This is a genomic window from Ensifer sp. 22460 (genome assembly GCF_052044935.1).
GTDB lineage: Bacteria > Pseudomonadota > Alphaproteobacteria > Rhizobiales > Rhizobiaceae > Ensifer.
The window spans coordinates 57,430-84,128 of record NZ_JBQENZ010000009.1 but is presented as its reverse complement, the minus strand read 5'-3'; the positions used below and the strand labels follow the sequence as shown (position 1 = coordinate 84,128).

The window sequence follows — 26,699 nt, the reverse complement described above, 5'->3', positions numbered from 1 at the left end:
GATCGCCGGCTTTTCTTTCAAATATTGCGCCGAACTCAGTCGGCTTCGGCCTCGTTGGCCGGGGCAGCGTTGAGCTGACCGTATTTCTCTTCGCCGATCTTGTCGAGCAGTTCGAGCTGGGTTTCCAGGAAGTCGATATGGCCTTCTTCGTCGGCGAGCAGTTCTTCGAAGAGCTTCATGGAGACATAGTCTCCGGCGGCATGACAGATGTCGCGCGATTTCTTGTAGGCGGTGCGGGCGTCGTATTCGCCGGCGAGGTCGGCCTTCAGCACTTCCTTGACGTTCTGGCCGATGCGCAGCGGCGCAACCGTCTGCAGGTTGGGGTGGCCTTCAAGGAAGATGATGCGCGCAACGAGCTTGTCGGCATGCTGCATCTCCTCGATGGATTCTGCGCGCTCCTTCTTGGCGAGAAGCGTGTAACCCCAGTCTTCGAGGAGGCGGTAATGCAGCCAATACTGGTTGACGGCACCGAGTTCGAGATAGAGCGCTTCGTTAAGCTGCTCGATGACTTTTTTGTCGCCTTTCAAGATCCGCCCTCCGATTATCCTCATGGAATTGTTTGAGGCGGGTCATGAAATCAAATATCTCGGCGTCCGTCGAGTCGCGGTGCGCGTGATATTGCTCGGTGGTGCGGATGATGATGTCGACGACATTGGGGAAGCAACCGCAGCAACGGCCGCGCTTTTCCATCGCGTGATAGACTTTCGCCGGCACGATCAGCTGCCAACAGTCCTCGTCGAGGAGGCCGATGATCGTATCCTCGATCTCTTTTTCCGTGATGAAATTGCAGCTGCAAACCAGCATGTCGTCTCGCCTGTCGTACGCAACGCCCTGTATCAGCGCATAAAGCAAAACAGGACATTTAGTGTCAACTAAAAACTCCGCGAGCGGAAGTTGCAGGTCGATTAGAACGACTCTAAACTTGACAAAAAACTTCGTCTTTTCAGAATTTTAGAGAAACATGAACGACTATTCTTGTAAACCAGAGGTCGATCATGCCGCGCGTGTCCTGCGACATTTTTACACACCGCAGGCGCTACCCTACTATGAAGAGCCCGACTGTGGCCTGCACACATGATGATCCGGACCGTTCCGGACCTCGCGTAAGTTGATCTGCTTTTTCCTCGAAAGGCCCACCCGGCTGCCCGTTGAAGCAGCGCGGGTCGGACCCTGCCTTCAATGGAAATTACGCCCCTTCGGCATCACGTCCGCCACCTCGGCCGTCGTCTGTTCCGGGCTGCCACCGGAACGCCGTGCCGTGGCAAGGCGCAGATCGCCCTGCGCCTTCTTCTCGCGCGCGTCGCCGGTCGGCCTCAGCGCTTCATCGGCACGGTCGCTTGCGCCGAACCGCCGCGCCTCTGCACGCAACAGTCCCAGCATCGGTGTGATGTCTTCGATGTGTTCGGCGACCACATGGATGACACTGCTTTCGCGCTGCAGCCGGCCGCGGATCTTGACCAGCCGCGCGCCCATGACCACCGACCGATAGGTCGCAAACACCTTCGGCCAGACGATCGCATTGGCAACGCCGGTTTCGTCCTCGATCGTCATGAAGATCACCCCCTTGGCGGAGCCCGGACGCTGGCGAACGAGCACCAACCCGGCGACCGTTATCCGCCGCCCGACCGGGGCGGTCGCAAGCGTGCGGCTGGTGACGATGCCCTTCTCGGAAAGCGCCTCTCGCAGGAAGGAGACCGGATGCGCCTTGAGCGAGAAGGAGAGATAACGATAGTCGTTGATCACCTGCTCGCCCGGCAGCATCTCCGGCAGGATCATGGCTGGCTCCGGCCGCAATTCCTCCCTCGCTGCGCCTTCGAAGAGCGGCAGCCTTTCGGCAGCACTCTTTTCGTCCAGCGCCTTTACCGCCCAGAGCGCCTTGCGGCGATCGAGCCCGATCGAACGGAAAGCGTCCGCATCGGCGAGCCTTTCGAGCGCGGAGCGGGAGAGACCCGAACGCAGCCAGAGGTCACGGACCGTCCCGTAACCGGTACCCCGGTTGGCGACGAGTTTCTTCTCGATCTCTTCTTGGTTCAGCCCTTTGATAGAATTGAGGCCGAGGCGCATCGCCTTGTCAGTCTTGATCACGTCCTCCATTTCGCGATGACGCGGCTCGATGGCACCCTTATCGAGGCCGCCGTCTTCGAGATCGGCATCCCAGACCGAATGGTTGATGTCGACGGGCCGCACCCGGACCCCATGCTCGCGCGCGTCGCGCACCAGTTGCCCGGGCGCGTAAAAGCCCATCGGCTGCGAGTTCAGAAGCGCGGCACAGAAGACATCCGGGTAATAGGTCTTCAGCCAGGAGGAGACATAGACCAAGAGCGCGAAGGACGCGGCATGGCTTTCGGGAAAGCCATATTCGCCGAAACCTTCGATCTGCTTGAAACAACGCTCGGCAAAGTCCCTGTCATAGCCATTCTTGACCATGCCTTCGATCATCTTCTCGTGGAAGGTATGAATGGTGCCGGTGCGCTTGAAGGTCGCCATGGCACGCCGTAGCCGGTCAGCCTCGCTGGGTGAGAACCCAGCGGCGGTAATCGCGATCTGCATCGCCTGTTCCTGGAAGAGCGGTACGCCGAGCGTTCGCTCCAGCACCACCTTTAGTTCAGGGCTCGGATATTCGATGGGGATATTGCGAGCACGCTGCTCCCGCCGTTTCAGATAGGGGTGCACCATGTTGCCCTGGATCGGCCCTGGCCGGACGATCGCCACCTCGATGACGAGGTCGTAGAAGATGCGCGGCTTCAGCCTTGGCAGCATGCTCATCTGCGCCCGGCTCTCGATCTGGAAGACGCCGATCGTATCGGCGCGGCAGATCATGTCGTAAACGTCCTTCTGGTCATCCTTGAAGAGCTGATGCAGGGTTTTCCGCTCGCCGTAATGCCGGTCGAGCAGCTCGAAGGCCCGGGCGATGCAGGTGAGCATGCCGAGCGCCAGCACGTCGATCTTCAGGATCTTCAGCGTGTCGAGATCGTCCTTGTCCCACTCGATCATGTAGCGGTCTGGCATCGCCGTGTTCATGATCGGCACGACCTCGTCGAGCCGGTCGCGGGTGATGACGAAACCGCCAACATGTTGGGAGAGGTGGCGCGGGAAGCTCATCAGCTCCGTGGCATAATCGAGCACCCGGACAGTCGTCGGGTCCTTCGTATCGAGACCGGCAGCCTGCGCCTCGCGCTCGGAAAGATCGGCCACCGACCAGCCCCAGACCGAGCCGGCGAGCGCCGATTGCACGTCCTCGGAAAAGCCGAAGGCCTTGGCGGTCTCGCGGCCGGCCGAGCGCGCCCGGTAGCTGATGACGGCCGCCGTCAGCCCCGCATGCTCCCTGCCGTAGGTGCGGTAGATATGCTGGATCACCTCTTCCCGCTTCTCGTGCTCGAAATCGACGTCGATATCCGGCGGCTCGTCCCGCTCGGTCGAGAGGAAGCGATCGAAGAGCAGGGTGGTCGAAAGCGGGTCGACCTCGGTAATGCGCAGGCAATAGCAGACGGTGGAGTTCGCCGCCGAACCGCGCCCCTGGCAGAGGATTTTGGCGCCGCGCGCAAACTGCATGATATTGCGCACCGTCAGGAAGTAGGGCTCGTAGCGCTTGCTGGCGATCAACTCGAGCTCGTATTCGATCTGCTTGGAAACCTTCTGCGAAATGCCGTCGGGATAGCGCTCGTGCGCACCCTCCATCGTCAGTCGCCGCAGAGTCTGTGTCGGTGTCTCGCCCGGAGTGCTTTCGTCCGGATATTGATATTCGAGCTCCGACAACGAGAACTTCAGCCTCCCAAAAAAATGCCCGGTATTGGTGATCGCTTCCGGGTAATCACGGAAGATGCGCGCCATTTCGGCAGGCGCCTTCAGATGCCGTTCGGCATTGGCGTGCAGCCGATAGCCGGCCGTGGCGATTGTCACATGCTCGCGGATGGCGGTGACGACATCGGCAAGCGGCCGGCGGTCGGCGGCATGAAACAGCGGACTGTTGGTGGCGACGATCTTCACCGCCGCATGGCGGGCGATGGTCGCAAGCCCGGCAAAGGCAAGCTGATCGAAGCCGTCATAACGCGGTACCAGCGCCAGATAGAGCCGACCCGAGAAATGCGGGTTCAGGCGTTTGAGAAAATCGGCAAGCAGGGTTGCCTCCGGCGCGCCGATCACCGGATCCGGCAGCACGACGAGCAACAGGTCCTCGCCCCACTCGACGAGATCGGCTTCATAGAGCGTGCAGGTGCCCTTCTTGGCGCGCAGGTTTCCAGCACTCAGCATCCGGCAGAGATTGCCCCAGCCGCGGCGATTGCAGGGATAGGCGAGCACGTCGGGCAGATCTTCCGCAAAGGAGAGCCGCGCGCCAGGCTGAAAGGCGTATTTCTCCACCTTGGCCTGCGCATGCGCGCGCACCACGCCGGCAACCGTATTGCGGTCAGCAATGCCAAGGCCGCCAATGTTAAGACGGCTCGCCGCAACCACCATCTCGCCCGGATGAGACGCGCCTTCGAGGAAGGAGAAATTCGACCAGGCGCCGATCTCGAAATAGGGGACAGCGTCGCTCATGCGAAGACTCCATGCATGAACCAGCGCGGCGGGGCGCTCGCACCATAATGCCCCTCGCGAAACAGCCAGAACCGCCGGCCGCGTTCGTCTTCCACCCGAAAATAATCGCGCTCCATCGCCGGCTCGCCGTCGAGCCACCACTCGCCGGCGATCCGCTCCGGCCCCTCGGCCCGCGCAATGCGGTGCAGCGTGCGCCGCCAGCGGAAGCTTCTCGGCGGCCCCTCCGGCACCTCGGCCACCGCCTCCACCGGCTCGGGGCTTGGAAAGAGCCGCTGCGGCCGAGCCGCCGCGGCAAGCAGGATCGCGGGAATGTTTTGCGCAGGCGCCTCGGCCTTGCCCATGAGCGCGAGATCCGTGAGTGGGCGGAAGCTTGCCGCCCGCTCCGGCACGTGGCTTTCCGACAGAGCCGGCACCAGCAGGCTCTCCGCCCCGAACCTTGCCATCACTCGGTCGGCAAAGGCCGCAAGCGGGCGCTCGCGATCCGGCGTGCCGGAGAAATCCTCCTGCATCGCCTCGTATTTTTCGCTCTTCGGCACCGAGAGCCTGAGGATTTCGAAGCCGAAGCCGGCATCGAGATCCTCGTGCACCGCCTGCAGCCGTTCACGGAAGAGACCGGCGACGCGCCGCGGCTCGTTGAGCGGCGAGGACGTGCCGGCGGCGATGCGGAAGACCGCGCCATCGACGCGGAAAAGCAGAAGCTCGAACAGACGCCCGCCCTGCCCACGCTTTTCCAGTTCCGGCTTCAGCCGCATCGCCAGCTCTTCCGTCAAGCCGAGAATATCGTCTTCGCCCTGGACCGGTTCGCCGAGACGGCGCTCCACTGAGAGGGCGGCGACGGGCAACCGCGGCGACAGTGGCTCATCCTCCCGCCCGAGCGCCTGATCGAGGCGCAGAAGCAGGGTCGCGCCGAACCGGCGGGCAAGCGGCGCGCGCGGCGCCTCGACGATGTCGCCGACCTGCTTGAGCCCGACCCGGCCAAGCGTTTCGATCGTCTCCCGCGGCAGCCGAAGAGCCGCCATCGGCAGCGGCGCCAGCACCCGCGCCGCCTCGTCCGGGGCAAGAATGCCGTCGGAGCCGAACCGCGCCACCGCCCAGGAGAGCCCGGCGGAAGAGGAGATCGCCGCGCGGGCTTCGACCCCCAGATGAAAGAGACGGGCGAGCAGATCGTCGAACAGCGCCTTTTCCCCGCCGAGAAGATGGGCGCAGCCGGTGATGTCGAGAAAGAGGCCGCTGTCGCCATCGAGCGCGACGAGCGGTGTATAGCGGCAACACCAATCCGCAAGGCCTTCGAGCAGGGCCCGATCGGCAGCGGGATCGGCCGGCAGCACGTCGATCTCGGGACACATGGCCCGGGCTTCGGCAACACCCTGACCGATGTGAAACCCGCACTTTTCGGCGTAACCGTCGAGCGCGACGAGGCGCATCGCGCTCTTCACCTTGTCAGCGAAGACGACAGGCGGATGCTCAGGACGCCCGCGGGAAAGCCACGAGTTCCCCCAGCGTTTGCGGGCGACCCGATCGGCCGGAAGATGCGGAAAGGCGAGCGACAGAATGCGCTGGTTCTGGATCTGCCGCAGCAGCGGCTGGTAGGGGCTCGACGGGGTAAAGGCGGCGGTCATGGGGGTTCCACTCCAGCAGGAAGCCGAGCGGCGCAGGAGCCCTGCTCTTCTCGGCGATGATATGAAAGACGGGATGGCCGATGCTGCCGCGAAGCATCGATCCATCCGGTAGGGGACGCTCGCGCGCCGGCGCCGGCTCGACGAGGAAGCGGAAGAAGGCGCTGCTCGCCTCCTCGTGCCCGGACTGGCGCAGGAGCAGAAGGGGAACATGGCCCGCGCGTGAGCGAACATGCAGGCGCCGGCTCTCGCTGAGCGCAAGAGCTGCGGGATTGCCGCGAATTTCCAGGATGACGGCACAGAAGCTCGGGACGGAAAGCGCCGCCTCGGCGATCCAGAGCGCGTCCTTCACCGTGCGCGGCAGGCTGAAGACGAGGCCGCGGACATCGAGCCCATAGGCCTTGAGACCCAATCCATAGGGCAGGCCCGCCTCGTTGGAAGCCATCGACTGGCTGATCCAGAGAACCGGAGCTGCCGGCTCGCCTTTTTCCAGGCGCGCCTGCTGGCAGAGCACGCTGAGTGCCGCGGCAAAACCGGCGGCAGCGCCGGCATCGCGCGTCTCGGCATTGCGGATTTCCGTCATGCCTTCGAGCGGTAGGCCGCCTTCGAGAAGCGTGTCCAGATCCGCAACCCCGAGCGCAAGCGCCCGACGGCCAGGCTCATCTTCCTCGCGCTGACGGAAGCCGCCGGGATCGGCCGCCTTGGCGGCGCGCACGACGCCCGGAAGCCGACGGTTTTCGATCCTGGCTATGGTCTCTCGGAGCGAAAGTACCGTCTCCCGCTCCACGGCTTTGTCGGCCATGACGGTCAACTCCCATCATAAATGTTCATGTTATGTTCTATTAGATTCCAGAGCTTCCTAAATGAGTCAACAGCCAATTCTAAGAATTTATTCCTGTCCCCATGCCCGCGGAATTCAACACTCGAAAAACACTGGCAAAATCGCTATATGGAGGGCAACAAGGAGTGCCTATGGCCCGCATTGACCAGACCGATGATTGGCGGGAACGCCACGCACCGACGCTTACCACTTTTGAACAGCTCGCACTGGAAGCCTACGGCCACCTGCCGCAGGAATTCCGCCAGCTGACGACCGACCTCATCATCGAAGTTGCCGACTTCCCGAGCGACGACATTTTCGAGGACATGGCACTGGAAACGCCTTTCGACCTGCTCGGCCTTTTCGAGGGCCGTGGCATCAGCGAGCGCTTCACCATGGAAACCGGCCAGTTTCCAAACCGCATCACCCTCTATCGCCGCCCGATCATCGACTATTGGGCTGAGAACGAGGAGACGCTGGGTGACATCATCACCCATGTCCTGATCCATGAGATCGGCCATCACTTCGGCCTTTCCGACGACGACATGGAGCGGATCGAAGCCAGCGTCGAGCACGTCGGCGGCTAACCCGTTTTATCTGCCCCTCATCCGCCTGCCGGCACCTTCTCCCCGCAAGCGGGGCGAAGGAGACTCGCGGTACCGTTCGCATCCCAATCGGAGCACGGGTTAACCGATACCAGAAAACAGGCCTCACACGCCGATTGCGAGCATCAACCGCGTCCCCTCGCCCCGCCTGCGGGGAGAGGGTTAGGGTGAGGGGCAAACTTGCACGACGGCAAACAGCCTCGACTACTGTTCCGACAGCTTGATATCCGGGGTGTAATCCTTGCCCTCGACCTCCTTGAACACCGCCTGGCCGCACTGCATGTGCTGCGTATCGGCGTTGAAGGCATAGGTGGGCGAGCCGTGCAGGCTCCAGCCCTGGTTCAGCGCTGCCGTCACCTTGTGACAGAAGGAAGCGTCGTCGGGACCGGTCAGGAAGCGATAGAGTTTCAAGATCTTGTCTTTCGTTTTTCGATGAGATCCGCCTTGGCGGCGAGCATCACGGCCTGATCGAGGTGCAGCCGCTCGACCATCCGTCCGTTGAGATTGATGACGCCCTTGCCGGCGTTTTCCGAGAGCGCAAAGGCAGCGATGATCGCGCGCGCCTCGTCGACAGCGATCTGCTCTACGCCGAAACGTTCGTTCGCCGGGCCGATCTGGGCCGGGTGGATCAGCATCTTGCCGTCATAGCCCATGTCGCGGCCCTGCCGGCATTCCTCGTCGAATCCATCAGCGTCGCGAAAATCGTTGAACACGGCGTCGATGACGTCGAGCCCGCCGCCGCGCGCCGCCAGCAGGATCTGCATCAGCCAGGGGATCAGATAGGGACGGCCGGGGCGATCCGGAACGCCGGTGTCCTTGCGCAGGTCGTTGAGACCAACGACGAAACAATCGAGCCGGCCGCCGAAGGTGCGGCCGGTCTCGGCGATAAGAGGCGCGTTGATGACACCGCGCGGCGTCTCGATCATCGCCCAGAGACGCAGCGTCTCCGGCGCATCGTTTTCGGCCAGCCAGTCGGCCGCCGCCTGGATATCCGCCGGGCTTTCGACCTTCGGCAGAAGAATGGCGTCGGGCTTCGCCGCAAGCACCGCGGCGAGATCGTCCTGGCCAAAGCCGGAACCGAGCGCATTGATGCGGATGACGATCTCACAATCCGGCCGGTTCATCGTCAGATGCCGAACCAGCGCCTCGCGTGCTTCCATCTTGCGCTCAGGCGCAACCGCATCCTCGAGATCGAAGATCGCGGCATCGGTCGCGAGTTCAGCGACCTTGGCAAGCGCGCGGGCATTGTCGGCCGGCACCGATAGCACCGAGCGACGCAGGCGCACCGGGTGATGTTCGATCGATTTGCTCATGTTTCAGTTGTGCCCGCCTTTGCCTCGTTCCGCAAGACGAGGCGAACCGCCGCACCCCTTTCGCAAAGCCGCCTCTTGCAAGTGCGGGGAGGAGCCCCCACATCGCCATCAGAAAGGTGACGATTATGCAAAGCATTCGCTCTGTTCTCTTCACGGCCGCAGCCCTGACCATCACGTTTGCGGCCTTCGTTCTGACCGCCTCGCTGGCGCTGGCACTGGCCGGCATCGCCGCCGTCGTCGTGATCGGCAGCGCGATTGCCGCCCGGCTGAACCTCAGGCCGGCCCGCGCCACCGCCCGTCCGGCCGCCGCCGCTGCCGCCCACGGCCAGCGCGAGATGCGCATCTGGAACGACGGTCGCGGCACGATCATCGACCTCTGATCCCGGCGATCGTAGTGATCCGCAATCGGGCCGATCCGTAATCGGCTCGAAGCCTTTTGCTGTTTCTCGAGAGCTGCCATTCAGCCGGCTGCGAAATTTTTCCATCCCCGTGTCGGATCGATCGCTCCATGTCCGTCCTTGAGGCAGGCCAGCACGGTCCTGGCTCTTCGAACAGGATGGAGAACGACATGGACACTGAGACGCAGCAAACCGAAACGAAGCAGCCGGCACCGGTCCTGAACGGGCTTCTGCCCTATCTTCAGGTCGATGGCGCCGCCAAGGCATCCGAATTCTACCAGCGCGCCTTCGGCGCCAAGGAGGTCAACCGGCATCCGCTCGACGAGCAGGGCCGGACGATGCACATCCATCTCTACGTCAACGGCAGCTCGCTGATGCTGGCGGATGCCTATCCGGAATATGGCCATCCGCTGGAAAAGCCGCAGGCCTTTACCTTGACGCTCACCGTCGAGGACATCGATGCCTGGTGGGACCGCGCCGTTGCCGCCGGCGCCGAGGTGGTGATGCCGATCGAGGTGATGTTCTGGGGCGACCGCTACGGCCAGCTCCGCGATCCCTTCGGCGTTCTCTGGGCCATGAACAGCCCGGTGAAGGCAGGCTGAGGGCTTCCCGACAATCGAAATCCGGACGAAGCTTTCACGGGCGGGCATTTTCACCCGCCCGGCGGAGCGTGTTTGGATAGATTTTCCTTCATTTCGGCGCAAAACTCATCTAAACGCTAGCGCAACATTCTTCTGAAATCGAAGGCCTGAAGTTATGGAAAAATTCGTCAAGCTCACCGGTGTCGCCGCCCCCCTCCCCGTCGTCAACATCGACACGGACATGATCATTCCGAAGGATTACCTGAAGACGATCAAGCGCACCGGCCTAGGCAAGGGTCTTTTCGCCGAAGCCCGCTACAATGAGGATGGCTCGGTCAACCCGGACTTCGTGCTCAACAAACCCGCCTACCAGAACGCCAAGATCCTGGTTGCCGGCGACAACTTCGGCTGCGGCTCCTCGCGCGAGCATGCCCCCTGGGCGCTGCTCGACTTCGGCGTCCGCTGCGTGATCTCCACGTCCTTTGCCGACATCTTCTACAACAACTGTTTTAAGAACGGCATTCTGCCGATCGTCGTCAGCCAGGCCGACCTCGACAAGCTGATGGACGACGCTTCGCGCGGCTCCAACGCCATCCTCTCGGTCGACCTGGAATCCCAGGAAATCACCGGCCCGGACGGCGGCTCGGTCAAGTTCGAGGTCGATGCCTTCAAGCGCCACTGCCTGCTGAACGGCCTCGACGATATCGGCCTGACGCTGGAAAAGGCAACCGCGATCGACAGCTTCGAGAAGACGGTCGGCGCCTCGCGCCCCTGGGCTTAAAGCGAGACATGGCGCGCAAGCTCATCTCTTCGGGTTCGCCCTTCGAAAAGACGGCAGGCTATTCGCGTGCCGTCGCGATGGGCGACTGGTGCTTCGTCTCCGGCACGACCGGCTACGACTATGCCACCATGACCATGCCCGAAACGGTGGAAGAGCAGGCGCGCAATTGCCTGAAGACGATCGAGGGCGCACTGAAGGAAGCGGGCTTCTCGCTTAAAGACGTGGTGCGCAATCACTACTACGTCACCGATGCCAGCTTCGCCGACCGGGTGTTCCCGATCTTCGGCGAAGTCTTCGGCGAGATCCGTCCGGCCGCAACCATGATCGTCTGCGATCTGATCCGCCCGGAAATGCTGATCGAGATCGAAGTCACCGCCCTCCGCGGCTGAGACCGAGCTTTTCTGCTCACGCCATCTCTTCTCAAATCGATTCCGATTTTGGCCAATATGCGATAGTCCATGGACACCGCCTGCTAGACCTATGCTGAACCGGAAGACGATTATGCAATTCGAAGGCACCGCAGATTACATCGCCGACAAGGACCTGATGATCGCCGTCAATGCTGCGATCCGGCTGGAGCGGCCGCTGCTCGTCAAGGGTGAACCCGGCACCGGCAAGACCGAGCTTGCCCGCCAGATTGCCGCTGCCCTTGGCCTCGATCTGATCGAATGGAGCGTCAAGTCGACGACCAAGGCGCAGCAGGGCCTTTACGAGTATGATGCCGTGTCGCGCCTGCGCGACAGCCAACTCGGCGACGAGCGCGTCAACGAGGTCAGGAACTATATCCGCAAGGGCAAGCTCTGGCAGGCCTTCGAGGCCGACCGTCGCGTGGTGCTTCTGATCGACGAGATCGACAAGGCCGACATCGAGTTTCCGAACGACCTCTTGCAGGAACTCGACCGCATGGAATTCCATGTCTACGAGACCGGCGAGATGATCGGCGCCCGTCACCGGCCGATCGTCATCATCACCTCCAACAACGAGAAGGAACTGCCGGACGCCTTCCTGCGTCGCTGCTTCTTCCACTATATCCGCTTCCCCGATGCCGAAACGCTCGCGCGCATCGTCGAGGTGCACTATCCCGGCATCCGCAAAACGCTGCTATCTGCGGCCCTTGCCGCCTTCTACGACATCCGCCAGGTGCCGGGCCTCAAGAAGAAGCCGTCCACCTCCGAAGCGCTCGACTGGATCCGCCTGCTTGTCGCCGACGAGGTCGATCCGGCCGACCTCCGCGTCGACGCCAAGACCATGCTGCCGAAGCTGCACGGGGCGCTGTTGAAGAACGAGCAGGACGTGCATCTCTTCGAGCGCCTGGCCTTCATGGCGCGCCGCGACGGATGAGGCCGGACGCCCACAAGGTCCTGATCTACGCCACCTGGCAGGACCACCTGCTGGTCTTCGACGAGCCGGACTTTCCCGAAATCGAGTTGCAGGTACCCGGCGGCACGATGGAGCCGGGCGAAAGCCCTGAAGCTGCCGCCTTGCGGGAATTCGTGGAAGAGACCGGGTTGACGCCATCGCGGGCCCTCACCCATCTCGTCACGAAGGACTACTCCTTCCGGAAGGAAGGCCAGACCATCTGCCATCGCCGGCACTATTTTCATGTCGCCCTTGCCGGCGAGCAACAGAAAACCTGGCTGCACCATGAAATGACGCCCTTTGGCGGTGGTGCGCCGATCCGCTTTCGCTTCTTCTGGCTCGGCTTAGACGAGGCTAGCCGTCGGCTCGGATACGGCATGCAGGACGGCCTAGATTATCTTCACACGCACGGAAGTTGCCCCTCACCCTAGCCCTCTCCCCGCAGCCGGGGAGAGGGGACGGAAATGGCGACGGTCGCCGCGAGACAATGATGTCCGGGCTTCTTTCTGGAACGGAAATGATCGGCCCCTGGGAGGCGCGAGCGGGTGCCACAAGCTCCCTTCTCCCCGCCTGCGGGGAGAAGGTCGCGGCAGCGGGATGAGGGGCCGCCCGACCGCCCGAATCGTTTTTCTTGACCCCCGCGCCCCAGTCGCGCTATCAAATTCCTCGTGGTGATTTGGCCGGCCGGCTTGCAGCCACGTTAAACAAGTCGCTAAAGGGCCGAGGAAAGTTGGATTTCCGAGGACCGGTCGCGATCAATCGCCGCCGGTTTTTTTGTATTGATCGAGTGGAAGCCCATGCCCATCAAGATTCCCGATACGCTGCCCGCTTTCGAAACCCTCGTGCATGAGGGTGTGCGGGTGATGACCGAGACCGTGGCGATCCGTCAGGATATCCGCCCGCTCCAGATCGGGCTCCTGAACCTCATGCCGAACAAGATCAAGACCGAGATCCAGATGGCGCGCCTGATCGGCGCCTCGCCGCTGCAGGTGGAATTGTCGCTGGTACGCATCGGCGCCCACCGGGCGAAGAACACCTCGGAAGATCACCTGCTTTCTTTCTACGAGACCTGGGACGAGGTGAAGGGCCGCAAGTTCGACGGCTTCATCATCACCGGCGCGCCGGTCGAGACGCTCGAATACGAGGACGTCACCTATTGGGACGAATTGAAGCGCATCCTCGATTGGACGGAGACCAACGTGCATTCGACGCTCAATGTCTGCTGGGGGGCGATGGCGGCGATCTACCATTTCCACGACGTGCCGAAGTATCCGCTGAACGAGAAGGCCTTTGGCGTCTACCGCCACCAGAACCTCAATCGCTCGTCGGTCTATCTCAACGGCTTCTCCGACGACTTCGCCGTCCCCGTCTCGCGTTGGACCGAGGTCAGGCGTGCCGACATCGACAAGGTGCCCAGCCTCGAAATCCTGATGGAATCGAAGGAGATGGGCGTCTGCCTCGTGCACGAGAAAAAGGGCAACCGGCTCTACATGTTCAACCACGTGGAGTATGATTCGACCTCGCTGTCGGACGAATATTTTCGCGACGTGGACGCAGGCGTGCCGATCAAGATGCCGCACGACTATTTCCCGCACAACGATTCGACCCTGCCGCCGCAGAACCGCTGGCGCAGCCATGCGCACCTCTTCTTCGGCAACTGGATCAACGAGATGTACCAGACGACGCCCTATGATCTCGCAGAGATCGGCACCGGAGAAAGCCAGGACTGACCGATGTTCATCCCCTTCTTCCTCGAACTCAAAGCGGCGAAAGTTCCGGTGACGCTCCGGGAATTCCTGTCGCTGATCGAGGGGATGGAGGCGGGCATCGCCACATTCGATGTCGAAGCCTTCTACTTCCTGGCGCGCACGGCGCTGGTGAAGGACGAGCGCCATATCGACCGCTTCGACCGGGTGTTCCAGCACTGCTTCTCCGGGCTCGAGGCGGTCAATCCCATGGAGACGGGCGAAGAGGCCGTCATCCCCGAGGACTGGCTGCGCAAGCTCGCCGAAAAACACCTGACCGAGGAAGAAAAGCGCCTGATCGAATCCCTCGGGGGCTTCGACAAGCTGATGGAGACCCTGCGCCAACGGCTTCGGGAGCAGCAAGGCCGGCATCAGGGCGGCTCGAAATGGATCGGCACCGCCGGCACCTCCCCCTTCGGCGCCTATGGCTACAATCCCGAAGGGGTCAGGATCGGCCAGGACCAGTCGCGCCACCGCCGCGCCGTCAAGGTCTGGGACCGGCGCGAGTTCAGGGATTATGACGACACGGTCGAACTCGGCACCCGCAACATCAAGGTGGCGCTGAAAAGGCTCAGGCGCTGGGTGCGCCAGGGGGCGGCTGACGAACTCGACCTTTCCGGCACGATCCGTGCCACCGCCGAGCACGGCTATCTCGACGTGGTGACGCGGCCCGAACGCCGCAATGCGGTCAAGCTGCTGATGTTCTTCGATATCGGCGGCTCGATGGACGATCACATCCGCATCGTCGAGGAACTGTTTTCAGCCGCCCGCGGCGAGTTCCGCCATATGGAGCATTTCTACTTCCACAACTGTGTCTATGAGGGTCTGTGGAAGGACAATCGTCGCCGCCGCGTCGACATCACCCGCACCACCGAAGTGCTGCGCACCTATGGCGGCGACTATCGCGCCATCTTCGTCGGCGACGCGTCGATGAGCCCCTATGAGATCAGCCATCCCGGCGGCTCGGTCGAACATTGGAACGACGAGGCAGGCGCACTCTGGCTTTCGCGCATGACAGCGCATTTTCCGCGTTCGATCTGGATCAATCCCGTGCCCGAACAGCACTGGGGCTACACCCAGTCGATCGGCATGGTGAAGAGCCTGTTCGAGGGGCGGATGTTCCCTTTGACGCTCGCCGGCCTGCAGGATGCCACCAAGCAGCTATCGCGCTGACATGACCGCAGAGAGGTCGCTGTAGCACCTTGAATAGCTAGACGTTTTTGCCCTCAGGCCAGAGACGAAGCAAGGCCCCATTTAGTATGATTTTCCGGTTGCCGTGCCTTTGGAAATGACGCAGGTTGCTGCGGTCGCGAAGAGGGAGCCAGCGGTGAACATGCATCAGAACACGGAAATCTTCGGCCATCTGCCGTCCGGCGAGCCGGTCCATCGTATGGTGCTCTCCGGTGGCGGCCTCACCGCCCATGTCTTGACCTGGGGCTCGGTGATCCAGGACCTGCGCCTGGAAGGCCATGAGCCGCCATTGGTGCTCGGTTTCGCCGATCTCGAAAGCTATCTCGCCCATTCGCCCTATCTCGGCGCGACACCGGGGCGCTGCGCCAACCGGATCGCCGACGGGCGCTTCACGCTCGACGGTGAGACCTACCAGCTCGAACTGAACGAGAAGGGTGTCACCCACCTGCACGGCGGCAGCGACAATATCGGCAAGCGCAACTGGACGATCGTCCGCCAGACGCCTGATAGCGTGACGCTCACCATTACCGATCCGGATGGACGCGCCGGCTATCCCGGCAACTGCAAGGTCACTTGCACCTACGCGCTGAAGCCCGGCGGCGTCTTGAGCGTCGTCTACGAGAGCGAGACCGACCGGCCGACGCTCGCCAATGTCTGCCAGCACAGCTACTTCAATCTCGACGGCACTGTCGACGCGCTCGGACACGACATCATGATCGCCGCCGACCACTACCTGCCGACCAACGAACGCCAGGTGCCGACGGGCGAGATCCGTGCGGTCGAGGGCACCGCCTTCGATCTCCGCGAAATGACGTCGATGCGTCGCCAGACCGAAGGTGAACGCATCAGCTACGACCACAATTTCTGCCTTTCGAACGAGCCCATGGCGAAACATTCGGTGGCGCTTGCCCGCAGCATCAATTCCGGCGTCACGCTCGAAGTGCTGACGACCGAGCCTGGTGTGCAGCTCTATACCGGCGCAAAGCTCGACATCCCCGTCCCCGGCCTCGAGGGACGCCGCTACGGCGCATTTGCCGGTTTCTGCCTGGAAACGCAGATCTGGCCGGACGCCATCAACCATGCCGGCTTCCCGAACGCGGTACTGCGCACCGGTGAGATCCGCCGGCAGGAGACGGACTACGTCTTCATGAAGAGCTGAGTGGCGCGCGGGCGTCGACGATCTCTAGCGACAAGGGAAGGGACGGCGAACGTTCCAAGGACCGTCGTGCTGTCCGATCGCCGACAGGTGTTCGCATGGCGAAGCATCCGGTTGCGAAGCGCAATGCGCCTGACGGCGGATGCCGTTCATTTCCAAAATAACAGTGAAATGAAGTGGTTGGGAGAAATTGGAGCGGGTGAGGCGATTCGAACGCCCGACCCCAACCTTGGCAAGGTTGTGCTCTACCCCTGAGCTACACCCGCTCATAAACCGCGGTCCGGGGGTAGTCGGTGGACCGTGGCGTCGCTGTCTTGCGGCGACGGGCGGTATATGGCCTAAGCGATTTTGGAATGCAACAGGGAAATGACGAGAAATCGAATATTTTTTTGGAGACCCCTCGCGAAGCCCGGAAATGCCGCGTTTTCGGCCGCTGCCGCCGCCTGTGAGATTGCGCGGCCACCGGCTTCTCCCCTAAAGCAGAGGCGAAACGAATGCCCAAGGGATGAGAATCATGAGTGAATCACAGCCGAAGACCGCCGAAGACCTCTTTCATTTTCTCGACGGACTTGGGATCGAGCATAAAACCAAGAGCCACGAGCCGGTGTTCACCGTCGCCGAATCGGTGGCGCTGCGTGACGAGATCCCTGGCGGCCACACGAAAAACCTTTTCGTGAAGGACAAGAAGGACAACTATTTCCTGCTCACCGTCGAGGAACACGCGACGGTGGACCTGAAGACCGTTCACCAGGTGATCGGTGCGGCAAGCAAGGTGTCCTTCGGCAAGCCGGAGAAGCTGATGGAATATCTGGGCGTCATTCCAGGTGCCGTGACCGCCTTCGGCGCGATCAATGACACCGAGGGCAACGTCAAGATGATCCTCGACGAGGAGCTGATGAAGTTCGACGTCGTCAACTGCCATCCGCTCTCCAATGACGCGACGACCTCGATTGCATCCAGCGATCTGCTGCGCTTCATGGAAGCGACCGGACACGAACCGCTTGTCTTGAAAGTCACGGCCTGACATACGATCTTTGGCGCGAATGCAGTAAGCTGGCAGACGAGCCGGCGAGGAGAGAAGAATGACGGGCAGCGACAATCCCTATGCAGGGTCTTTCGGCACTCAGATGACGGCTTCGGCCTCTTTCGGTCAGCCGGCGCCGGCGGCCGCGTCGGACGGTGACCTGATCAAGGAAACCACCACTGCCAACTTCACCAAGGACGTGCTCGACGCCTCCAGGCAGCAGCCGGTTCTCGTCGATTTCTGGGCGCCCTGGTGCGGCCCCTGCAAGCAGCTGACCCCCGTCATCGAAAAGGTGGTCACGGAAGCCGCAGGCCGCGTCAAACTCGTGAAGATGAACATCGACGATCATCCCTCGATCGCCGGACAGCTCGGCATCCAGTCGATCCCCGCCGTCATCGCCTTCGTCGGCGGGCGTCCGGTCGATGGCTTCATGGGCGCGGTGCCGGAAAGCCAGATCAAGCAATTCATCGAAAAGATCGCCGGTCCGGCCGTCGACGACAGCAAGGCCGAGATCGAAGCGGTTCTCGCCGATGCCAAGGCGCTCATCGACGCCGGTGACGCCCAGAACGCCGCCGGCCTCTACGGCGCCGTGCTTCAGGCCGACCCCGAAAACGTCGTGGCGATCGCCGGCATGGTCGATTGCATGATCGCGCTCGGCCAGGTCGCCGAAGCCCGCGAAGCGCTCTCCGGGCTGCCGGAAGACCTTGCCAAGGACGCAGGCATTGCGGCCATCGGCAAGAAGCTCGACCAGATCGAGGAAGCCCGCAAGCTCGGCGATCCCAACGAGTTCGAGCGGCGCCTTGCCGCAAATCCCGATGATCATGAGGCGCGCGTGCTGCTCGCCAAGATCCGCAATGTCGAAGGCGACCGGACGGCTGCGGCCGATCACCTGCTGACGGTCATGAAGCGCGATCGAACTTTCGACGACGACGGCGCGCGGCGCGAGTTGCTCTCCTTCTTCGAGGTCTGGGGACCGAAGGATCCGGCAACGATCGCCGCACGGCGCAAGCTCTCGTCGATCCTGTTCTCCTGAGCCGTCAGGCATTTTTTTCGAGGAGGGGCGCTGTTTGCGCCCCTTTTTCGTAAGTGCGTCTGATCACGATCCACATTCACCCATGAAGATCGGTGTGCTCGTCCCTTGAGATTTTCAAGGAATGCACCATCTTTTGGTCTGGTTGACCACGCTTCCTTGGCGGGGCAAGAGCGGACATCTGCAAGGTCTATCGGAAAATGCACGTCGGAAATGCACGCTATCTCGGTCCGAAGGACTTGCCGGAGATCATTCCGGTGTTTCCGCTGACCGGTGCCCTGCTGCTTCCCGGCGCCCAGCTTCCGCTCAACATCTTCGAACCGCGCTACCTTGCCATGCTCGATGACGCGCTCTCCGGCAACCGCCTGATCGGCATCGTGCAGCCCTCCTTCTGCGAAGGCCGCAGCGAGACTGCCACCGGCCCGATGCAGGCGCTCTGCGAGGTCGGCTGCATCGGCCGCATCACCTCCTTCGCCGAGACCGGCGATGGCCGCTACATCACCTCACTCACCGGCGTCTGCCGCTACCGGCTGTTTTCGGAAGTTTCAGCGACGCGCGGTTACCGCCGTTTCCGCATCGGCCCCTTTGCCGCCGATCTCGAAAACCGTGACGATGAAACTCTCGTCGACCGGGCAGCTCTGCTTGCCGCCTTCAAGGCCTATCTCGAAGCCAACAAGCTCAAGGCCGATTGGGAAAGCGTCGAACGGGCGAGCAACCGCACCCTGGTCAATTCCATGGCGATGATGTCGCCCTACGGCCCGGCAGAAAAACAGGCGCTGCTCGAAGCGCCCGATCTCAAGACACGCGCGGAAACCCTGATCGCCATCACCGAGATCGTGCTCGCGCGCGACTTCGGCGATATGGACAGCATCCTGCAGTGAGCGACGGATAATGGATATCAACGCCAGCAAGGTCGATCCGAAACTGCTTGAACTGCTCGTCTGCCCGCTGACCAAGGGGCGCCTCAGCTACCACGCCGAAGCCAACGAACTCATCTCGGAAAAGGCCCGCCTCGCCTATCCGATACGCGACGGCGTGCCGATCATGCTGGTCTCGGAAGCCCGCAAGATCGAGGATTGAGGGCGCGGCCTTCTTTGATGCGGAGTTTTTAGCCCCTCATCCGGCCTGCCGGCCACCTTCTCCCCGCAGGCGGGGAGAAGGAACCTCGTGGCGCACTCGGCGCCAACCTCTTCTCTTCGACATCAAGACAGTGCCACGCATTCGACCGAGTCCCCTCGCCCCGCTTGCGGGGAGAGGGCTAGGGTGAGGGGCAATCCTCAGGTCGATGTTCAGATCGGCTCGCCCGACAAGAGCCGCGGATCCGCCTCGCCGGCAATCCCGGCCGCCTGGCGAATGAAGAAATTCTTGAGAGACGGCAGCCGGTCGACCAGACCGAGGCCGAAGTCGCGGGCGATGCGAACCGGAGTGATATCGTTGGAAAACAGCCGGTTGAGCACGTCGGTCGTCACCCCCATGCGGAAGGTGTCGAACCGCCGCCAGCTCTGGTAGCGCTCGAGCACGGCGAGCGAGCCGATGTCGAGCCCGAGGCGATCCGCCTCGACGATCGTTTCCGCGAGCGCCGCCACGTCCTTGAAGCCGAGATTGAGCCCCTGCCCCGAGATCGGATGAATGCCGTGGCCCGCGTCCCCGGCAAGCGCGAAACGCGGTTTGACGAAATCGCGCGCAAGCGTCAGGCCCAGCGGAAAGGCCCGCCGCCCGCCAACCACCTTCAGGTGCCCGAGCTTGTGGCCGAAGCGGCGCTCCAACTCTTCCTCGAACAGGAAATCGTCGCCGGCGACCAGGCGTTCGGCGTCCTCGGTGCGCTCGGTCCAGACCAGCGACGAGCGGTTGTTCTTGAGCGGCAGGGTCGCAAACGGACCGGCCGGCAGGAAATGCTCCTCCGCCGTGCCCTCGTGCGGCCGCTCGTGCTCGACCGTCGTGACGATGCCGGACTGGCCGTAGTCGAATTCGACCGTCTTGATGCCGGCGGCATCGCGCAGCTTGGAGCGTACGCCGTCACAGGCGACGAGCAGGCGCGCTTCCAGTTGTTCGCCGCCGGCGAGCGTGACGGCGACCGCATGGTCCCCGCTTTTAAAGGTTTCGACCATCGTCGACTGACGATTGACGACGCCAAGGTCCTCGCACGCCCCGCGCAGCGCACCGACCATTGCCGTGTTCGGCACCATATGGGCGAAGGGCCGGCCATCGCCGCCGTCGCCATCGAAGGTCAGAAACACAGGGCGCACCGGATCGGCCGCCTTCGAATCGGTAATCACCATGCGGCGGATCGGCTCCGCCTCCGGCACGATCTGATCCCAGACGCCAAGCACGTCGAGCATGCGTTCGGCAGCCGACGCAACCGCCGAGGCGCGCTGGTCCTTCTTCCAGGCGCCTTCCGGCGCGCCGTCGATCACCATGACGCTGAGATGCGGCGCCGCCTTTTTCAGGGATAAGGCGAGCGAAAGGCCGACATAGCCGCCACCGGCAATCAAGACATCGAGCATCGGCTTTCTCCGTCGCACTTGAGCATCGTTTTATGTCTATATAGATCAATGCCATCGACGTTCCTACCATCGGAGACAGCCGAAATGTCGCGCCCCACCGAGACCACCACGCCCATGGATGCGCTGCTCGCCATTCTCGATCTCGAGAAGCTGGAGGAAAACCTGTTCCGCGGCTTGAGCCCGCAGGTCGGCTGGCAGCGGGTCTTCGGCGGCCAGGTCATCGGCCAAGCACTGGTGGCGGCCCAGCGCACCGTCGACGCGGACCGCTTCGTCCATTCGCTGCATGCCTATTTCATGCGGCCGGGCGATCCATCCGTGCCGATCATCTACGAGGTAGACCGTATCCGCGACGGTTCGAGCTTCGCCACAAGGCGCGTCGTCGCCATCCAGCACGGCAAGGCGATCTTCTCGATGTCCGCCTCTTTCCAGTACGACGAGGACGGTTTCGACCACCAGATCGAAATGCCGAAACTCGCCATGCCGGAAACCCTGCCGGGCGAACAGGAGCTGAAGGAGAAATTCCTCGTGCATGCGCCGGAAGCGATCCGGCGCTACTGGGAGCGGCCGCGACCGATCGAGATCCGCCCGGCCTCGCTGCACCACTATTTCACCCGTAACGACGGCAAGCCGATCCAGGACGTCTGGGTCAAGGCGGTCGGCACGGTTCCGGACGAGCGCCATATCCAGGCGGCCATCCTTGCCTATCTCTCCGACATGACCCTGCTCGACACCTCGCTCTATGCGCACGGCACCTCGGTCTTCGATCGGAACCTGCAGGTCGCGAGCCTCGATCACGCCATGTGGTTCCACCGCCCCTGCAAGATGGACGACTGGCTGCTCTATACCCAGGACAGTCCGAGTGCACATGGTGCCCGCGGGATGACCAGAGGCAGCCTTTTTACGCGTTCCGGCGTGCTGATCGCCTCCGTCGCCCAGGAAGGGCTGATCCGGAAAAAGGCAACTGAATAGAAAACGGGCAGTTTTTTCAATCTGCCTATTTTTTAATCTTCTAAATTGACGATTTTTTGATGCGCCGCAGCATTGTCGCTGCGGCGTCCGTTTTTCCCATTGTTTTTCATAGACTTAGAACAGACATCCGAATCTGGCACGCCCCTTGAATGTCATTATCCGGTTGCACGGCGCACTGGCGCTCCGCAGCAAGGAGAGATGGCCTCCTCCGGAGGCGAACAAGGATGAAACCAGATGAAAATTGTGATGGCCATTATCAAGCCGTTCAAGCTCGATGAGGTTCGCGAAGCCCTCACTGCTGTCGGCATCCAGGGCCTGACCGTGACCGAAGTCAAAGGCTACGGCCGCCAGAAGGGACACACCGAAATCTACCGCGGCACCGAATATGCCGTCAGCTTCCTGCCGAAACTGAAGATCGAAATCGCCGTTCCCTCGGAGCTCGTCGACATGGCGGTGGAAGCGATCGCCGCAGCCGCCAAGACCGGCCAGATCGGCGACGGCAAGATCTTCGTCTACGCCATTGACCATGCCGTGCGCATCCGCACCGGCGAAACCGATTCAGAAGCGTTGTAAATCACGCCGTTCAGGGAGCACTACTCGATGTCATCTACGAAACTTTCCACCTCTCTTGGACGCCTCGGCGCGCTGACGGCCGCCTTGCTTGCGCCGGTTGTCGCCTTCGCACAGGAAACAGCCCCGGCTGCAACGGAGGCTGTTGCCGCCGTCCCGGTTCCCGACAAGGGCGATACCACCTGGATGCTCTTGTCCACCATCCTCGTGCTCCTCATGACGGTTCCGGGCCTTGCGCTCTTCTACGGCGGCCTGGTGCGCGCCAAGAACATGCTGTCGGTTCTGATGCAGGTACTGATGATCACCGCGATCGTCATGATTATCTGGGTCACCTACGGCTACTCGCTGGCCTTCACTGACGGCGGATCGCTCAACCCGTTCGTCGGCGGCTTTTCGAAGATGTTCCTTGCCGGCGTTGATACGACAACGCTCGCCGAGAGCTTCTCCAAGGGCGTGTTCATCCCCGAATATGTCTTCGTGGTGTTCCAGATGACCTTCGCCTGCATCACGCCGGCGCTGATCGTCGGCGCCTTTGCCGAGCGCATCCGGTTTTCGGCCGTCGTCCTGTTCGTCATTCTCTGGGTCACTTTCGTCTACTTCCCGATCGCCCACATGGTCTGGTTCTGGGGCGGCCCGAGCGCCTACACGGCTCCGACCGGCCTGATTTTCTCCTTCGGCGCTATCGACTTTGCCGGCGGTACCGTGGTCCACATCAATGCCGGTATTGCCGGCCTCGTCGGCGCCATTCTGCTCGGCAAGCGTACGGGCTATAAGAGGGAAATCATGGCACCGCATTCGATGACGCTCACGATGGTCGGCGCATCGCTGCTCTGGGTCGGCTGGTTCGGCTTCAACGCCGGCTCCAACCTTGAAGCCAACGCCTATGCCGGCCTCGCGATGATCAATACATTCCTCGCAACTGCCGCTGCCATCATCTCCTGGGCGGTCGTCGAAACGCTCGTCCGCAGCAAGGCTTCGATGCTTGGTGCGGCCTCCGGTGCCGTCGCCGGTCTCGTCGCGATCACGCCGGCCGCCGGCTTTGCCGGCCCGATGGGCGCGATCGTGCTCGGTCTCATCGTCTCCCCCGTCTGCTACTTCTTCGTCGACGTCGTGAAGAACAAGTTCAACTACGACGACAGCCTTGACGTCTTCGGCGTTCATGGCGTCGGCGGCATCCTCGGCGCGATCGCCACGGGCATTCTTGTCAATCCGGCGCTCGGCGGTGCCGGCATCGTCGACTACTCGACCGCGGATTTCGCGGCGGGCTATCCCGGCGTGGCAACCCAGGTCCTGGCGCAGCTCAAGGGCGTACTCGTCACCGTCGTCTGGTCCGGCATCGGTTCGCTCATCATCTTCAAGATCGTGGACGCGATCGTCGGCCTGCGTGTCTCCGTCGAAGCCGAGCGCGAAGGCCTCGACCTCTCGTCCCACGGCGAAGCCGCCTACCACATCTAAGCGGATTGCAGCGTCGAATCTGGCGCCGCTCATAGTCCCGTCGCGATCCGTCTGATGCGGATCGCCCTTGGCCCGGATCGAAAGGTCCGGGCCTTTTTCATGCCGATCTTCAGGTCAACCACCGCTATTTTAGCGGCAACTACGCATGGTTAATGTCGCATTAACCGTACTCCGCTTAGGTTGATTCTATGGCGCGCAATGCGCCCTAGAGATCGAGACGGGCAGCAGGCAACATGAGCAGAAGCAATCCGGCAACGCTTGACAGCCGTTCCAACCGGTTCGTGCTAACCACCTTCGTTTGGCGACAGATCGCGTCGCTGGCGGGCTTTGCGCTGTTCGGCGCATTGGCGCTGGCCGTCGCGGCGCTATCGACATGGAACGTCGCCGACCCGAGCTTCTCCTACGCCACATCGGAAGCACCGACCAACGTGCTTGGTTATCCGGGTGCGGCCTTTGCCGATATCTTCATGCAGTTCTTCGGCCTTGCCAGCGTCGTCGCCCTTCTGCCGGCTGTCGCCTGGGCGCTGGTGCTGATCAGCGGCAAGCGCTTCGACAAGACCTTCAAGCGCCTTGGCGTCTGGTTCATCGGCTCCGTGCTTGCCGGCGCGGCGCTGAGCTGCGTCCCCGCCCCGATCACCTGGCCGCTGCCCAACGGCCTCGGCGGCGTCTTCGGCGACATGATTCTTCGCTTCCCGGCACTCTTCACCGGCGCCTTCCCGACCGGCACGCTCGCGACCGTACTCGCCTGCATCTTCGCCGCACCGGCCGCCTGGTGCCTGATCTACAGCGCCGGCCTCATCGGCGTCAGCGATGAAGAGGAAGACGAAGAGGTTGTCGAGCCGACGCCGAGCAAGGCGCGCACCGTTCGCGACGAGCTGGACGAGGACGACAGCGAGGGCCCCTTCACCCTGCTGATGGGCTCCTTCGCCCATATGCGCTACACCATGCACGCACGCGTGCGCCGCATTTTCGGCATGAGCGGCACGCGCAGTTCGCCCAAGCGCCAGTATGACGAGCCTTACGATTTCAACAACGACGAGTTCGGCACGCTGAACGAGCCGGTTCGGCCGAAGCCGATGGCCGCCGGCGACCGCATCGAACCCTCGCTCGACCGCTCCGAACGCCGCATCGTCACGCCGCCGCCGATCATGGCCGATGACGAGGACGACGACATGCCCTTCGACATCGACGAGCGTCGCCCCGCCGGCATCCTGCCCGACGACGAAGACGACGATCCGGCAGCCGACTGGGCGCCGCGGGCAGCGCCGCCGAAGCAGGGTCTGCTGAAGTCGGGCTCGCGCGTGGCAACGCCGGCTCCCCGTCCGAGGACCGGTCAGCGGATCGAGCGCGAAGCCCAACGCTCCTTCGTCGAGGACGATGGCGACTTCACGCTGCCGCCGATGCATTTCCTTGCCGAGCCGAAGAACGTCGGCCGCGACGCATCGCTCTCACCGGACGCGCTCGAACAGAATGCCCGCATGCTCGAGGGTGTGCTTGAGGACTTTGGCGTCAAGGGCGAGATCATCCACGTGCGCCCCGGCCCGGTCGTAACCCTCTACGAGCTGGAACCGGCACCCGGCATCAAGTCGTCCCGCGTCATCGGCCTTGCCGATGACATCGCCCGCTCGATGAGCGCGATCGCTGCCCGCGTCGCCGTCGTTCCCGGCCGCAACGCCATCGGCATCGAGCTGCCGAATCAGCGGCGCGAGACCGTCTACCTGCGCGAGCTCATCGGTTCGCGCGACTTCGAGACCTCCAAGGCGCGTCTTGCCATGGCGCTCGGCAAGACGATCGGCGGCGAACCCGTGGTCGCCGATCTCGCCAAGATGCCGCATCTGCTCGTCGCCGGTACCACCGGTTCGGGTAAGTCGGTGGCGATCAACACCATGATCCTGTCGCTGCTCTATCGCCTGCGCCCGGACCAGTGCCGGCTGATCATGATCGACCCGAAGATGCTCGAACTCTCCGTCTATGACGGCATTCCGCACCTGCTTTCGCCCGTCGTCACCGACCCGAAGAAGGCGGTGGTCGCGCTGAAGTGGACGGTGCGCGAGATGGAAGAGCGCTACAAGAAGATGTCGAAAATCGGCGTGCGCAACATCGACGGCTTCAACAGCCGCGTCGAGCAGGCGCTTGCCAAGGGCGAGCAGATCACCCGCACGGTGCAGACCGGCTTCGACCGCCAGACGGGCGAAGCCATGTACGAGACCGAGGAATTCGACCTCACGCCGCTGCCCTACATTGTCGTCATCATCGACGAAATGGCCGACCTGATGATGGTCGCCGGCAAGGATATCGAAGGCGCCGTCCAGCGTCTCGCCCAGATGGCGCGTGCCGCCGGCATCCACGTGATCATGGCAACGCAGCGCCCCTCGGTCGATGTCATCACCGGCACGATCAAGGCCAACTTCCCGACCCGTATCTCGTTCCAGGTCACCTCGAAGATCGACAGCCGTACGATCCTTGGCGAACAGGGTGCCGAACAGCTGCTCGGCATGGGCGACATGCTCTACATGGCCGGCGGCGGTCGCATCCAGCGCGTCCACGGTCCCTTCGTCTCCGACACCGAGGTCGAAGAGGTCGTCGCCTATCTGAAGACCCAGGGCGTGCCGCAATATCTCGACGCGATTACCGAGGATGATGACGAGGATGGCGAAGGCGGCGGCCCGGCCGGCACCTCCAATCTCGCCGATTCGGACGACCCTTACGACCAGGCGGTTGCCGTCGTCCTGCGTGACGGCAAGGCTTCCACGTCCTACGTTCAACGGCGCCTCGGGATCGGTTACAATCGTGCCGCCTCGCTGATCGAGCGCATGGAGCAGGAAGGCATCATCGGCCCGGCGAACCACGCCGGAAAACGCGAAATACTGGTTCCGACCGAGGAATAAAGCAATTTCGGCAGGATCTCGGGGCATTTTTCGTCCGGATTTACGCCGATAGATCAACACGGCAATCCCGCACCGGATTGCGGGGCCGAACTGGTAACGGTCATGTGAGAGCGCGAGCCCTAAAGCTCGAAAGTAGCGCCTTGAAGGCGCCGCACTTG

27 protein-coding genes, 1 tRNA gene and 1 riboswitch are annotated in these 26,699 nt (G+C 62.5%); of the genes, 19 read left to right on the top strand and 9 right to left on the bottom strand.

Annotated features, from left to right (window positions below; translation table 11 throughout):
* Positions 1 to 35: 35 nt before the first annotated feature.
* Entirely contained in the window at positions 36 to 527 is a 492-nt protein-coding gene (gene bfr / locus ACTJKM_RS13540; RefSeq protein WP_034802698.1) for a bacterioferritin, read from the bottom strand.
* Entirely contained in the window at positions 493 to 750 is a 258-nt protein-coding gene (locus ACTJKM_RS13535) for a (2Fe-2S)-binding protein (RefSeq protein WP_244495725.1), read from the bottom strand. The genes bfr and ACTJKM_RS13535 overlap by 35 nt, the downstream gene beginning before the upstream one ends.
* Here ACTJKM_RS13535 and ACTJKM_RS13530 point away from each other — a divergent pair.
* Positions 652 to 876 carry a hypothetical protein gene (locus ACTJKM_RS13530; RefSeq protein ID WP_244495724.1) on the top strand — a complete coding sequence of 75 codons (225 nt, stop codon included), beginning with the start codon at positions 652 to 654 and terminating at the stop codon, positions 874 to 876. The genes ACTJKM_RS13535 and ACTJKM_RS13530 overlap by 99 nt on opposite strands.
* Before the next feature lie 300 nt (positions 877 to 1,176).
* Here the strand turns inward: ACTJKM_RS13530 and ACTJKM_RS13525 are convergent, their stop codons facing one another.
* The 3 genes from ACTJKM_RS13525 to ACTJKM_RS13515 are packed head-to-tail and all read right to left on the bottom strand — an operon-like array spanning position 1,177 to position 6,954.
* Positions 1,177 to 4,536, bottom strand: a complete 3,360-nt coding sequence (locus ACTJKM_RS13525; protein ID WP_113512872.1) for an error-prone DNA polymerase — start codon at positions 4,534 to 4,536, stop codon at positions 1,177 to 1,179.
* Positions 4,533 to 6,086 carry a Y-family DNA polymerase gene (locus tag ACTJKM_RS13520; protein WP_286161503.1) on the bottom strand — a complete coding sequence of 518 codons (1,554 nt, stop codon included), beginning with the start codon at positions 6,084 to 6,086 and terminating at the stop codon, positions 4,533 to 4,535. The genes ACTJKM_RS13525 and ACTJKM_RS13520 overlap by 4 nt, the downstream gene beginning before the upstream one ends.
* The gene (locus ACTJKM_RS13515; protein ID WP_058325726.1) at positions 6,001 to 6,954 is read right to left on the bottom strand and encodes an ImuA family protein; all 954 of its coding nucleotides are present in this window, start codon (positions 6,952 to 6,954) and stop codon (positions 6,001 to 6,003) included. Before ACTJKM_RS13515 ends, ACTJKM_RS13520 begins: the two co-directional genes overlap by 86 nt.
* Before the next feature lie 170 nt (positions 6,955 to 7,124).
* On the opposite strand from ACTJKM_RS13515, the gene ACTJKM_RS13510 reads away from it, so the two are divergent.
* Positions 7,125 to 7,559 carry a metallopeptidase family protein gene (locus ACTJKM_RS13510; RefSeq protein ID WP_057254954.1) on the top strand — a complete coding sequence of 145 codons (435 nt, stop codon included), beginning with the start codon at positions 7,125 to 7,127 and terminating at the stop codon, positions 7,557 to 7,559.
* Between the two features lie 222 nt (positions 7,560 to 7,781).
* On the opposite strand, the gene ACTJKM_RS13505 is transcribed toward ACTJKM_RS13510, so the two are convergent.
* Together ACTJKM_RS13505 and ACTJKM_RS13500 are read right to left on the bottom strand one after the other, a co-directional pair.
* Positions 7,782 to 7,988 carry a DUF1737 domain-containing protein gene (locus ACTJKM_RS13505; RefSeq protein ID WP_057254953.1) on the bottom strand — a complete coding sequence of 69 codons (207 nt, stop codon included), beginning with the start codon at positions 7,986 to 7,988 and terminating at the stop codon, positions 7,782 to 7,784.
* Positions 7,985 to 8,890: an HpcH/HpaI aldolase/citrate lyase family protein gene (locus ACTJKM_RS13500; RefSeq protein ID WP_058325727.1), complete on the bottom strand. Its 906-nt coding sequence runs from the start codon at positions 8,888 to 8,890 to the stop codon at positions 7,985 to 7,987. Before ACTJKM_RS13500 ends, ACTJKM_RS13505 begins: the two co-directional genes overlap by 4 nt.
* A 125-nt stretch (positions 8,891 to 9,015) precedes the next feature.
* Between ACTJKM_RS13500 and ACTJKM_RS13495 the strand changes: the two genes are divergently transcribed.
* The 9 genes from ACTJKM_RS13495 to ACTJKM_RS13455 all read left to right on the top strand — a co-directional run bounded on the left by ACTJKM_RS13495 (position 9,016) and on the right by ACTJKM_RS13455 (position 16,104).
* Complete coding sequence (locus tag ACTJKM_RS13495) at positions 9,016 to 9,270, top strand: hypothetical protein (protein WP_057254951.1); 255 nt, start codon at positions 9,016 to 9,018, stop codon at positions 9,268 to 9,270.
* A gap of 188 nt (positions 9,271 to 9,458) precedes the next feature.
* A complete protein-coding gene (locus ACTJKM_RS13490) occupies positions 9,459 to 9,890 on the top strand; it encodes a VOC family protein (RefSeq protein WP_057254950.1) in 432 nt (143 codons plus the stop codon).
* 154 nt (positions 9,891 to 10,044) lie between these two features.
* On the top strand, positions 10,045 to 10,650 hold the full coding sequence (gene leuD, locus ACTJKM_RS13485) for a 3-isopropylmalate dehydratase small subunit (protein ID WP_058325728.1): 606 nt from the start codon (positions 10,045 to 10,047) through the stop codon (positions 10,648 to 10,650).
* Between the two features lie 8 nt (positions 10,651 to 10,658).
* Positions 10,659 to 11,039, top strand: coding sequence for a RidA family protein (locus ACTJKM_RS13480; protein ID WP_057254948.1), 381 nt, complete (start codon positions 10,659 to 10,661; stop codon positions 11,037 to 11,039).
* A 112-nt stretch (positions 11,040 to 11,151) separates the two neighbouring features.
* Positions 11,152 to 11,991, top strand: coding sequence for an AAA family ATPase (locus ACTJKM_RS13475; RefSeq protein WP_057254947.1), 840 nt, complete (start codon positions 11,152 to 11,154; stop codon positions 11,989 to 11,991).
* Positions 11,988 to 12,440, top strand: coding sequence for an NUDIX hydrolase (locus tag ACTJKM_RS13470; RefSeq protein ID WP_058321699.1), 453 nt, complete (start codon positions 11,988 to 11,990; stop codon positions 12,438 to 12,440). The genes ACTJKM_RS13475 and ACTJKM_RS13470 overlap by 4 nt, the downstream gene beginning before the upstream one ends.
* Positions 12,441 to 12,667: 227 nt before the next feature.
* Positions 12,668 to 12,745, top strand: a riboswitch (SAM riboswitch).
* 61 nt (positions 12,746 to 12,806) lie between these two features.
* Positions 12,807 to 13,739 (top strand): homoserine O-acetyltransferase MetA, encoded by a 933-nt coding sequence (gene metA, locus ACTJKM_RS13465; RefSeq protein ID WP_057254945.1) that lies wholly within the window; start codon positions 12,807 to 12,809, stop codon positions 13,737 to 13,739.
* A 3-nt stretch (positions 13,740 to 13,742) separates the two neighbouring features.
* Positions 13,743 to 14,927: a vWA domain-containing protein gene (locus ACTJKM_RS13460; protein WP_057254944.1), complete on the top strand. Its 1,185-nt coding sequence runs from the start codon at positions 13,743 to 13,745 to the stop codon at positions 14,925 to 14,927.
* Positions 14,928 to 15,087: 160 nt separating this feature from the next.
* Entirely contained in the window at positions 15,088 to 16,104 is a 1,017-nt protein-coding gene (locus tag ACTJKM_RS13455) for an aldose epimerase family protein (protein WP_057254943.1), read from the top strand.
* Between the two features lie 188 nt (positions 16,105 to 16,292).
* Here ACTJKM_RS13455 and ACTJKM_RS13450 read toward each other — a convergent pair.
* Positions 16,293 to 16,367, bottom strand: a tRNA-Gly gene (locus ACTJKM_RS13450).
* 248 nt (positions 16,368 to 16,615) lie between these two features.
* Here ACTJKM_RS13450 and ACTJKM_RS13445 point away from each other — a divergent pair.
* From ACTJKM_RS13445 to ACTJKM_RS13430, 4 genes are all read left to right on the top strand, one after another.
* Positions 16,616 to 17,125, top strand: a complete 510-nt coding sequence (locus tag ACTJKM_RS13445; protein ID WP_082616175.1) for a prolyl-tRNA synthetase associated domain-containing protein — start codon at positions 16,616 to 16,618, stop codon at positions 17,123 to 17,125.
* 58 nt (positions 17,126 to 17,183) lie between these two features.
* Positions 17,184 to 18,158 carry a thioredoxin gene (gene trxA / locus ACTJKM_RS13440; protein ID WP_058325730.1) on the top strand — a complete coding sequence of 325 codons (975 nt, stop codon included), beginning with the start codon at positions 17,184 to 17,186 and terminating at the stop codon, positions 18,156 to 18,158.
* A 197-nt stretch (positions 18,159 to 18,355) separates the two neighbouring features.
* Positions 18,356 to 19,036, top strand: coding sequence for an LON peptidase substrate-binding domain-containing protein (locus ACTJKM_RS13435; RefSeq protein ID WP_057254940.1), 681 nt, complete (start codon positions 18,356 to 18,358; stop codon positions 19,034 to 19,036).
* Between the two features lie 10 nt (positions 19,037 to 19,046).
* On the top strand, positions 19,047 to 19,235 hold the full coding sequence (locus ACTJKM_RS13430) for a Trm112 family protein (protein WP_057254939.1): 189 nt from the start codon (positions 19,047 to 19,049) through the stop codon (positions 19,233 to 19,235).
* 209 nt (positions 19,236 to 19,444) lie between these two features.
* On the opposite strand, the gene ACTJKM_RS13425 is transcribed toward ACTJKM_RS13430, so the two are convergent.
* Positions 19,445 to 20,659, bottom strand: a complete 1,215-nt coding sequence (locus tag ACTJKM_RS13425) for a ubiquinone biosynthesis hydroxylase (protein WP_440660476.1) — start codon at positions 20,657 to 20,659, stop codon at positions 19,445 to 19,447.
* A gap of 84 nt (positions 20,660 to 20,743) precedes the next feature.
* Between ACTJKM_RS13425 and tesB the strand changes: the two genes are divergently transcribed.
* From tesB to ACTJKM_RS13405, 4 genes are all read left to right on the top strand, one after another.
* Positions 20,744 to 21,628, top strand: coding sequence for an acyl-CoA thioesterase II (gene tesB, locus ACTJKM_RS13420; RefSeq protein ID WP_058325731.1), 885 nt, complete (start codon positions 20,744 to 20,746; stop codon positions 21,626 to 21,628).
* A 234-nt stretch (positions 21,629 to 21,862) separates the two neighbouring features.
* On the top strand, positions 21,863 to 22,201 hold the full coding sequence (locus ACTJKM_RS13415; protein ID WP_057254936.1) for a P-II family nitrogen regulator: 339 nt from the start codon (positions 21,863 to 21,865) through the stop codon (positions 22,199 to 22,201).
* 27 nt (positions 22,202 to 22,228) lie between these two features.
* Complete coding sequence (locus ACTJKM_RS13410) at positions 22,229 to 23,653, top strand: ammonium transporter (protein ID WP_058321694.1); 1,425 nt, start codon at positions 22,229 to 22,231, stop codon at positions 23,651 to 23,653.
* Positions 23,654 to 23,886: 233 nt separating this feature from the next.
* The gene (locus ACTJKM_RS13405) at positions 23,887 to 26,541 is read left to right on the top strand and encodes an FtsK/SpoIIIE family DNA translocase (protein ID WP_058325732.1); all 2,655 of its coding nucleotides are present in this window, start codon (positions 23,887 to 23,889) and stop codon (positions 26,539 to 26,541) included.
* Positions 26,542 to 26,699: the final 158 nt, after the last annotated feature.